This is a genomic window from Rhodovulum sp. (genome assembly GCF_011048875.1).
In the GTDB taxonomy this organism is placed as follows: domain Bacteria; phylum Pseudomonadota; class Alphaproteobacteria; order Rhodobacterales; family Rhodobacteraceae; genus Rhodovulum; species Rhodovulum tesquicola.
On record NZ_DSDD01000266.1, the window covers coordinates 1 to 1,897 of the forward strand.

Sequence of the window (1,897 nt, forward strand, 5' to 3'; positions counted from 1 at the left end):
GCTCGACCGCGGGGTGGGGGTCTATGCGTTTTCCTGCGATGTGTGGTTCGGCTCGTCCGGGGCGCCGGTCTTCGAGACCTCGTCGGGCCGGGCGCGGATCGTGTCCATCGTGTCGGGCGGCCTCCGCGAGGATGGGCGCAGCATCGCCTATGGCCCCGAAGCGGGCGCGGCGCTGGACGCGCTGGCCGCGGCGCTGCGCGCGGGACGGGGCGTCTTCCCTCGGGAGGCGGTCGATGCACGCCGCCTGCCCGTGGCCGGGAGCGGTGGCGCGCGCGGCGAGATCGGGGCGCGCTTCGTCCGGCCCTGAGCGCGGCCCGGGGGGTCTTGACAGCCCGTCCCGGGCTTCCCAGATCCCGGTTTGCGGGTGCCGACAGGGCCCGCGTGATGGCCCGTCCCCACGAAGGGGAGGGCATTCCTTGCATCGCTCGGAAGAGGATGACAGACATGCGACACTATGATTTCGGACCGCTTTACCGCGCCACCGTGGGCTTTGACCGGGTGGCCGACATGATGGACCGGCTGCTGGCCAGCGAAATGGGCCAGCCGGGCTATCCGCCCTACAATATCGAGAAGACCGGCGAGCATGGCTATCGCATCTCGATCGCGGTGGCGGGCTTTGGCGCCGACGATCTGTCGGTCGAGGTCAAGGAAAACGCGCTGGTGATCGCGGGCCGCAAGGCGCCCGAACCCGACGGGCGCAGCTTCCTGCATCGCGGCATCGCGACCCGGGCCTTCGAGCGGCGCTTTGCGCTGGCCGATCATGTGCGGGTGACGGGGGCCAGCCATGTGGACGGGATGCTGCATGTGGACCTGGTGCGCGAGGTGCCCGAGGCGCTGAAGCCCCGCCGCATCGAGATCGCGGTGGCCGGCGCCCGGGCGATCCCGGCGCAGGCGCCTGCCGAGGAGGCGCAGACGGCCGGCTAAGGTCCGGCCATCGCCGACCGATGACAAGACCGGCGCGCGGGGCCTTCCGCGCGCCGTTGCCGTTTCGGGGAGGGCGGTTCCCGCGCAGGACGCTGGCCGAATCCGGTGCGCACGCGCTTTAATTGGCAACATGGAGGATTTCGAGCTTTTCCGCCGTCTGGGTCTTGCGCTGGCCATCGGGCTTCTGTTCGGGCTGGAACGGGGCTGGCATGCCCGCGGCGAGCCCGAGGGCGAGCGGGTGGCCGGGCTGCGCACCTTCGGGTTGACCGGGCTGCTGGGCGGGGTCTGCGGCTGGCTGGGGATGCTGGTCGGGCCGGTTTTCCCGGGGCTGGCCTTCGGTGCCATGGCGGCGCTTGTCGCGGTGACCTACTGGGCGCAGATCGAAGAGAACGAGGATCAGGGCCTGACCACCGAGGTCGCGCTGTTGCTGACCTTTGCGCTGGGGGCGGCGGCGCTCCTGGGCGACATGGCGGCGGCGGCGGCCGTGGCGGTGGTGGCGACGGCGCTGTTGTCGCTCAAGCGGGTGCTGCATGGCTGGGTCGCGCGGATCCGGCAGTTCGAGCTGGCCGCGCTGGTGCAACTGGCCGTCATCTCGGTGGTGATCCTGCCGCTGTTGCCGAACCGGGGATATGGCCCCGGGGCTACGCTGAACCCGCATGAGCTGTGGCTGGCGGTGGTGATCGTGGCCGGGCTGTCCTTTCTTGGCTATGCGGCGATCCGGGTGGCAGGGGCGGGGCTGGGTGCGGTGATCACGGGGCTGTTCGGGGGGCTGGCCTCCTCGACCTCGACCACGCTGGCGCTGTCGCGGCTGGTGCGCAGCGATGCGCGGCTGGGGCCGGTGATGGCGATCGGCGTGGTGCTGGCGGGATCGGTGACCTTCCTGCGGGTGCTGGTGGTGGGCACGATCTTTGCGCGCGACCTGCTTGCGCCGCTGCTGGTGCCGCTGGGGGCGATGGCGGCGGCGGGCTTTGCC

General features: G+C 71.5%; 2 protein-coding genes and 1 pseudogene. All 3 read left to right on the forward strand.

What is annotated here, in order from left to right; translation table 11 throughout:
• Positions 1-307 (forward strand): annotated as a pseudogene (locus ENN83_RS09330) (hypothetical protein); the annotation flags it as partial.
• Between the two features lie 137 nt (positions 308-444).
• Positions 445-924 carry an Hsp20 family protein gene (locus ENN83_RS09335; RefSeq protein ID WP_287186204.1) on the forward strand — a complete coding sequence of 160 codons (480 nt, stop codon included), beginning with the start codon at positions 445-447 and terminating at the stop codon, positions 922-924.
• 130 nt (positions 925-1,054) lie between these two features.
• Positions 1,055-1,897, forward strand: an 843-nt coding sequence (locus ENN83_RS09340) for an MgtC/SapB family protein (protein ID WP_287186207.1), incomplete at its 3' end; no start/stop codon positions are given.